Below are 7,430 nucleotides of genomic sequence, written 5' to 3'. Positions count from 1 at the left end.
AGGCGGCCGTCGCGGCCGATCGCCACGCTGCGCTCGCCCTTGCCGCGCGCCGCCGCGCCGAACGCCAGGCCGATCTGGCGCGCCACTTCCTCGTCCAGCGTCTTGCCGACGATGCCGCGGATATCGTATGCCTTGAAAATGCTTGAAGAGATGTCTACCACGATGAGAGATCCAGATTGATGTTCAGGTTGCAGGAGCTGAATGGCTCTTGCGACGGATGGAAATATGCTGCACAAAAGACGCTGCCGCGCTGAATGTGCGGATTCGCATCCGGACATTCATGCGCGGCAGCCGGAATTGCATCAGGAAGCTTCGATCAGAGGCGTGTTGCCGGCTGGTCGCTGGTTGTACTGGCGCCCGTACGTGTAGCCATAGCCGTAACCGTAGCGGCCTGGCCGGACCTTAAGATCGTTGAACAGCACGCCCTTTGCCTCCAGTCCTGCCTGTGCGAGGCGCTTCATCGACTCGTTGATCTCGCCTGGCGTGGTGACGCCGGCGCGGGTCATGATATAGATCGCACCTACATGGGCGCCGATGATCATCGTGTCGGCAACTGCCAGAATCGGCGGCGCATCGATCAGCACCAGGTCATACCGGGACGACAGCTCCTGCAGGAAGGCACCGAAGTTCGGCCGCAACAGCAGCTCGGACGGATGCTGCGGCAGCGTGCCCGTGGTGATGAAGTCCATGTTCTCGATCACCCCGTGGTGAATCACCTGGTCGAGACGACGGGCGCCGGCGACGGCGTCGGACAGTCCATCATGACGGCCGAACCCGAAGTAGAGATGCAGCAGGCCGTTGCGCAGGTCGGCATCGATCAGCAGCACGCGCTTGCCGGTCGCCGCCATGATGGCCGCCAGGTTTGCCGAGACGAAGGACTTGCCCATGCCCGGCGTGGCACCGCTGATCAGCACGATGTTGTTCTTGAAGCTCGGCATCGAGTATTGCAATGCCGTGCGGAAGTTGCGCAGGCTCTCGACTGCCACGTCGCTCGAGGAGACATTGGCCAGCAGCGGCACTTTCTGGTGCTTGGCATTGACCTGCTGATAAAGCTCCTTCTGCTTCTTGCTGTGCGGGATGGTCGCATACACAGGCACGCCGGCGATCTGCTCGAGCTGCTCCGGCGTATCGATGCTGCCGGTCAGGGACTTGCGGAAGAACGCAGCAACCACGCCGAGGAACAGGCCGGCCATCAGCGCCAGTGCCAGGATCACGGGACGGTTCGGCTTCACCGGCTTCTCCGGCATCATCGGCGCGTCCACCAGGCGGACATTGCTGACCTTGCCAACGGTGATCAGGCGCATTTGCTGTGCCGTGTTGAGCAGCTGGGTGTAGAGCTCGGTATTGACCTTGACCTCGCGTTGCAGGCGCAGCAGATTCTGTTCGATTTGCGGCAGTGACTTGATGTGGTCATTCATCGCGTTGATCTGGCCGTTGATCTCCTTCAGCTGCATGTCGATGCCCTGCACTGCCGGATGGTCATCGGTGTAGCGGGCGAGCAGTTCGATCTTCCGCTGCTGCAGCTCCATCTTCCTCAGCTTGGCTGCGGAAGACTGCTGCAGGCTGAGCTTGGATTCCTCGCCCAGGTCGACCGTGCCATTCGCGTTGCGGAAGGCGTTGTACTTCGCCTCCGCCTGTTCCAGTTGCGACTTGATCTCGGGCAGCTGCTTGTTCAGGTAAGCCAGCGATTTCTCCGCGTCCTCGGTCTGGCGCGCACCGTTCTGCTTCACGTATTCCTTGCCGATCTCATTCAGGACGCTGTGGACGAGGACGGGGCTGGAGCCCTGCAGCGACGCGCCGATCACGCCCGATTGCTTGCCGCCGAGTTCCTGCACCTTCAGCCCGTTCTGGATGCCTTCGATCGTTGCGAGGCGTGACGCGCGGCTCATGAGGAATTCCGCGCCCGGCTTGCCGTCCAGGCGGTCCACGCGGATTTCAATGGTGCCTTTCGGGAGTTCGAAGATGGCCGTCTCGCCGACACGGGCCTTCAGGTTGATGCCCTGATCCTTCTGCGTCAGGCGGAAAGCGCCATTGCCTTCGGCGATCACGACGAACTCGCGATTAAGGAGCGCGTCCGGCACGTTGAACACCGCCACATCAATCTTTTCTGCGCCCCATGCAAAGCCGCCGTAGCCCAGCACGCCCGGATTGGAGAGCTGGCGATTGCGGTCGGCGATCCAGCGGCCGATCACCGGGAAGTACTTGGGACCGGCATTGATGTACAGGCGGAGGTTGTCGATAGCGCGGGACACCACCAGGCGGGACTGCAGCAGCTCCATCTCGGCGAGCGCTGATGTCTTCACATCGAACATCGATTGCATGTCGCCGACGATGTTCTGCGACTTCTGCGGACCTTCCTCCTCGACGTGAATCAGCATGTTTGCCTGGTACAGCGGCGTCGTCGTGAACGCATAGGCGGCGCCCAGCAAGGTCACGACAATCGCGATGGTGGCAATGAGCCAGCGGCTTTCCCAGAGCACGTCGAGGTAGGTGCCCAGCTCGGCTTCTTTCTCTTCCGGCCGGAACGCCGGACCCGTCAACAGAGGGGGATGGGTTTGATTCATCATATGGTTGTTCGCTTTTGATTGATTCGATTTCTGGCCGCGGAGGAGCAGGCGGACCGAGGGCCGGGCCGCGCGCAACGGCCCTTGCTCCAGGCGTTTGCGTCAGCGCGCCGGGCCGACGGCGCCGACCGCCGACGACAGTGCGCCAGGCAGGATCAGGCTGATCGCACGGTGCCAGTTGGCCAGAGGCGTCGCCGCGACGTAGACCACGTCCTTGGGCGACAGCTCAAATCCCTCCGCCATCGCCATCGCACCCGGGCTGCGGCCGTCCAGCTGGTAGACGATCTGGTCGGAACCATTCTTCCGGATGACGTAGATCTGGCTGCCATCACCGCTGGTCGGATTGATGCCGCCGGATTCGCCGAGCGCCTCGTTCAGGGTCAACCGTCCGTTGTACATCGGCAGCGCGCGCGGGCTCACGACTTCGCCGGAGACGAACACCTTGCTCTCTTCCCGCGAGCGCACCCGCACCACGTCGCCGTTGGTCAGCATGATGCTTGCGGGGTTGACGCCGCGTTGCACCAGTTGCGGCAGGTTGACCTGGTAGTTGGTGCCGTTGCGGTTCACGACGACCTGGCTCTGGTCGCCGGTGGGCAGCACGCCGCCCGCGCGATTGATCGCTTCAACCAGGGTCATCGGAATGTCGTTGATCGCCTGGAGGCCCGGGTTCCTGACTTCGCCGTCCACGTACACCCGCTTGCTGCGGAAGGACTGGACCCGCAGGGTGACCTTGGGCTGACGCAGATACTTCGATAGCTTGCTGGTGAGGACATTGCGCGCCTGGTCCTGCGTCATGCCGGCGACCTTGATCGGGCCGGCATACGGAAACTGGATCATGCCTTCGTGGTCAACAATGAAGCCTGCCGGCGGAGCGGTCGTGGCCGAGGTCGATGCGTCGGCACCGGTACCGGCCGCCATGCCGACCGCGGTAGTCGCGGAGTTGGAGAGTTCCGGGTGATCCCAGACGACGATTGACAGGACGTCGCCGGGGTCGATCGTGTATGCGGCCGGTTTGCCGAGCAGGGAGCTGATGTCCTGCGTCACCTGCTTCTCGCGGAGATCTCGCTCCATCTTCACCAGCTGCGGGGTAATCTGTTTCAGCACCGCGTTGGTTGCCTCATCGTTGGCCGCGGCCGAGTCCGGCGCGCTGGAACCCGATGAACCGGCCGTCGAGTTGAAGTGCAGGCCTGGCGACACCGACGCGCAGCCAGCGGCGAGCCACGGCATTAGAAGAACGATGCTCCAGCGTTTAACAGCTGCCTTGGAAGAAAACCGCATATCATTACCCCACTTGATTAGTACGAATGTGCCACTTTCGTGTCCGCTTCGGCGATGTTGGCGTCATCGCCCGTTCGCCGAATTCATTGCCCCGCGTCTACTAGAGACTTAACTGATCTACAACTCTACGTTTCCGTTTTTCGCCTGCTTTGAGGCTTATCAACGTGAAACAAGATTCGATTTGGGCCTGTCCGAAAGCGTTGCAAAGCGTTCGCCGCGCGGCTTGCCCTCGCCAAAAACGCCTTTCGGAGCAACTGTGAGACGCTGAAAAACCATCGGCGCTACAACTTGGCGAATGTAGTCAAGATAGGTGGAAGACCGCCGCGCGTTCTTGCGGAAAAGCACTGGTGCTGAGTGGGAAGCTTAATCTCGGTTAAATGTGCAGGGCACGATGGACCGACACGGGGCGGCAGCGGAACGGGGTGAAGGAGAGGCGCTGCGGCGGAGCGCCGCCACAGCGGATGGGAGGGGTGCTGCCGGGTCAGTTACCGCGCAGCGTGGTCAGTGGCGGGTGCCGAAGGACGCCGCGAAGTCCGACCCAGCCGCCGGCAAAGGCACATGCGCAACCGGCCGCGAGGCCCGCGACCCAGACCACTGGGCTGAATTGCCAGTCGAAGTTGAAGACGAATCGGGACAAGGCCCACCCCACGGCCGCGGCGCCGCTCGCGGCAAGCAGGCCGGCCAGACCGCCGACCAGAGCGAACTCGATCCATTGCGACTGCGACAGCTGCGCCCGGGTCGCGCCGAGCGCACGCAGCAGACCGGATTCACGGATGCGTTCATCCTGGGAGCCGAGCAAGGCTGCGTACAGCACGAGCACGCCAGCGGCGAGCGTAAACACGAAAAGAAATTCCACCGCGACCACCACCTGCTCCAGTACGGTCTGCATCTGCCGGATCATGCTGCCGACGTCGACCACCGTCAGGTTGGGGAACGCCTGCGTCATTTCTCCTACCAGTGCCGACTTGGCCTCCGGCAGATGAAAGGCAGTGATCCAGCTTTGCGGCATGTCCTGCATCAGTGCCGGATTGAGGATCACGAAGAAGTTGACCCGCATCGATCCCCATTCCAGCTTGCGCAAGCTGGTCACCGGGGCTTCCACCGTCTGTCCGCCGATATCGAAGCGCAGGCGATCGCCCAGGCGCAGGCCGAGCGTCTTCGCCAGGCCCTCCTCGACCGACGCTTCGGGTCGGCTGTCGTCGAACCAGCGACCGGCGGAGAGGGTGTTCTGCTGCGGCAAGCCGCGCATTGTCGACAGGTTGAATTCACGGTCGACCAGGCGCCTCGCGCGATCCTCGACATAGGTTTCGCCGGTAATCGCGGTGTCGTTGATGGCAACCAGCCGCCCGCGAATCATCGGGTACAACTGCGCATCCTCGATGCCGGCCGCATTCAGCTTCTGCTCGAAATCCGCCTTCTGCTCCGGCTGGATATTGATCACGAACCGGTTCGGCGCATCCGGCGGCGTCGCGCTTCGCCATGCCGCCATCAGGTCGCCGCGAACGACGGTAAGCAGCAGCAGTGCCATCAGCCCGAGTGCAAGCGCGACCGTCTGCACGACGGTCGCGCCGGTGCGACGCTGCAGGCCGGCCACCGCAAACCGCCAGCCGGGATGGTTGATGCCGCCGCGCGCAAGCCGCAGCCCTTTGAGGCTCAACCATCCGAGCAGCGCAAACAAGGCAAATCCGCCGAGGAAGCCGCCGGCAGTGAGCGATGCGAGTCGCGCATCACGGGTCTGCCAGAGCAGCAGGCCGACGAACACGGCAAGGCCCAAGGCATAGGTCGCCAGTGTGACCGGGCGCGGTGCGTCCTGTTCGCGCCGGATCACACGGTTGTGCGGTACGTCCCGCAATTGCAGGATGGGCGGCAGCGCGAAACCGACGAGCAACAGGATGCCGGTAGCCATGCCTTGCAGCGCGGGCAGCAAGGTGGCAGGCGGCAGCGAGTCCGTCACGAGACGGCCGAGCCACTCCAGCAGGACGAAATGGGCGGCAAAGCCAAGGGCAATGCCGAGCAGGCTGCCAGCCAGCCCTACCAGCAGGAATTCCACCAGATACATCAAGGTTACCTGGCCCTGTGTCAGGCCGAGGCATCGCAGCATCGCGCACGCATCGATGTGGCGGATCATGAAGCGGCGCGCTGCCATGGCGATCGCCACGGCAGCCAGCATGGCCGAAAGCAGGCTTACCAGCGCGAGAAATTGTTCGGCGCGGTCGAGCGTCGAGCGCATCTCCGGCCGGCCGGATTCCAGCGACTCGACCCGTACGCCCTTCAGGTTCTGTTCCTTGATGCGCGCGCCGATCCATTCCTTGTACGCGGCGACGGACGCCGGCGCTCCGGCAAGCAGCAGCCGGTAGGTGACGCGCGAACCGTTCTGTATCAGGTTGGTGGCGTCGAGGTCCGACAGCGGCAGCATTACCCGAGGCGCGAAATTGATGAAGCCCGCGCCCCGGTCCGGCTCGACGGAAATGCTTGCGGCGACGCGAAACGTGCGGTCGCCGAGACGAAGCGTGTCGTCAAGGCCGATGCCCAGCGCGGCGAGTACCGCACGGTCGACCCACACCGTGCCCGGCGCCGGAATGCCCGGCGCGGACACACTGTCGGCGCCGCTGTCGAGGCGGACTGTTCCGCGCAGCGGATAACCTTCCGAAACGGCTTTGGCCGAGGCAAGCTGCGACCGTACGTCGTCCCCCTCTCCGGCCAGGGTCATGCTGGGAAAGGTAACGGTGTCCGCCAGCTGCAATCCGCGGCGCGATGCTTCCTCGCGCCATTCGGCACTGATCTTCCGGTCTGCATTGATGACCAGGTCGCCGCCGAGCAGCTGGTGGGCATCGCGATTCAGCCCGGCGCGCATGCGGTCGACGAAGAACCCGACGGACGACAGCGAAGCAACGGCGACAATCAGCGCCACCAGCAGGAAACGCAACTCCCCGGCGCGCCAGTCGCGGCGCGTCATTCTTATTGCCTGAAGCAGCATCAGGTACTCAACTTTCGAAAAAGCCAGCGCAAGCCCCGCCAGAGTTTCGGCAGCAGCCAGACGGCGATGATGAAAAAGACGATGAGGATGGCAAACAGCAGCCAGGGATGATAGAACGCCGCCATCAATGCGCCGGCGACCGCCACATCTTCCGAGAACGAGGCCGCCCAGTTGCTGAACGGCTCCGGCGAGGTGTTGATCAGCGCACGGCTGCCGGCCTTGGTCACATGTGCGCCGGCGGCGAAAGTGCCGCCGAGGATGCCGGCGACAGCGGTCCATTCCGGGGCCATTTCGCCCAGGGCGGCAATGCCGATGACGGCGCCTGCCGGGATCCTGATGAATGTCTGCAAGGCATCCCAGGCGGAGTCGATGCCAGGCACCTTGTCGGCGAGGAATTCGACCACCAGCAAGGCGCCGCTGACGGCCAGCACCCAGGGAGACTGCAGCACTTCAAGCGCCGGCGGCAGGTCAATCCAGCCCGAACGGCCGAACCATCCCGCCAGGAACAGCGTCATGTACAGGCGTATGCCGCTGGCCCACGACATACCGCCCGCGAGCGCGGCAGCCGACAGCGTTTCGGCCATGCTTACCTCCATCGTCTGATACCCGCC

The 7,430-nt window shown here is 63.6% G+C and carries 4 protein-coding genes and 1 pseudogene; all 5 read right to left on the bottom strand.

Annotation, left to right across the window (positions count from 1 at the left end; all coding sequences use genetic code 11):
* Nucleotides 1–161 (bottom strand): annotated as a pseudogene (locus tag VIM12_RS00515) (phosphomannomutase/phosphoglucomutase); the annotation flags it as partial.
* Between the two features lie 141 nt (nt 162–302).
* Complete coding sequence (locus VIM12_RS00510; RefSeq protein ID WP_331939640.1) at nt 303–2,567, bottom strand: polysaccharide biosynthesis tyrosine autokinase; 2,265 nt, start codon at nt 2,565–2,567, stop codon at nt 303–305.
* 99 nt (nt 2,568–2,666) lie between these two features.
* Complete coding sequence (locus VIM12_RS00505; protein WP_331939639.1) at nt 2,667–3,791, bottom strand: polysaccharide biosynthesis/export family protein; 1,125 nt, start codon at nt 3,789–3,791, stop codon at nt 2,667–2,669.
* 532 nt (nt 3,792–4,323) lie between these two features.
* Complete coding sequence (locus VIM12_RS00500) at nt 4,324–6,819, bottom strand: ABC transporter permease (protein WP_331939638.1); 2,496 nt, start codon at nt 6,817–6,819, stop codon at nt 4,324–4,326.
* Nucleotides 6,819–7,403: a DUF4126 domain-containing protein gene (locus VIM12_RS00495; RefSeq protein WP_331939637.1), complete on the bottom strand. Its 585-nt coding sequence runs from the start codon at nt 7,401–7,403 to the stop codon at nt 6,819–6,821. Before VIM12_RS00495 ends, VIM12_RS00500 begins: the two co-directional genes overlap by 1 nt.
* Nucleotides 7,404–7,430: the final 27 nt, after the last annotated feature.

It is taken from the genome of Noviherbaspirillum sp. (assembly GCF_036563305.1).
Lineage (GTDB): Bacteria > Pseudomonadota > Gammaproteobacteria > Burkholderiales > Burkholderiaceae_D > Noviherbaspirillum.
The sequence above is the reverse complement of the archived record's forward strand: the minus strand, read 5'-3'. Positions and strand labels throughout refer to the sequence as shown.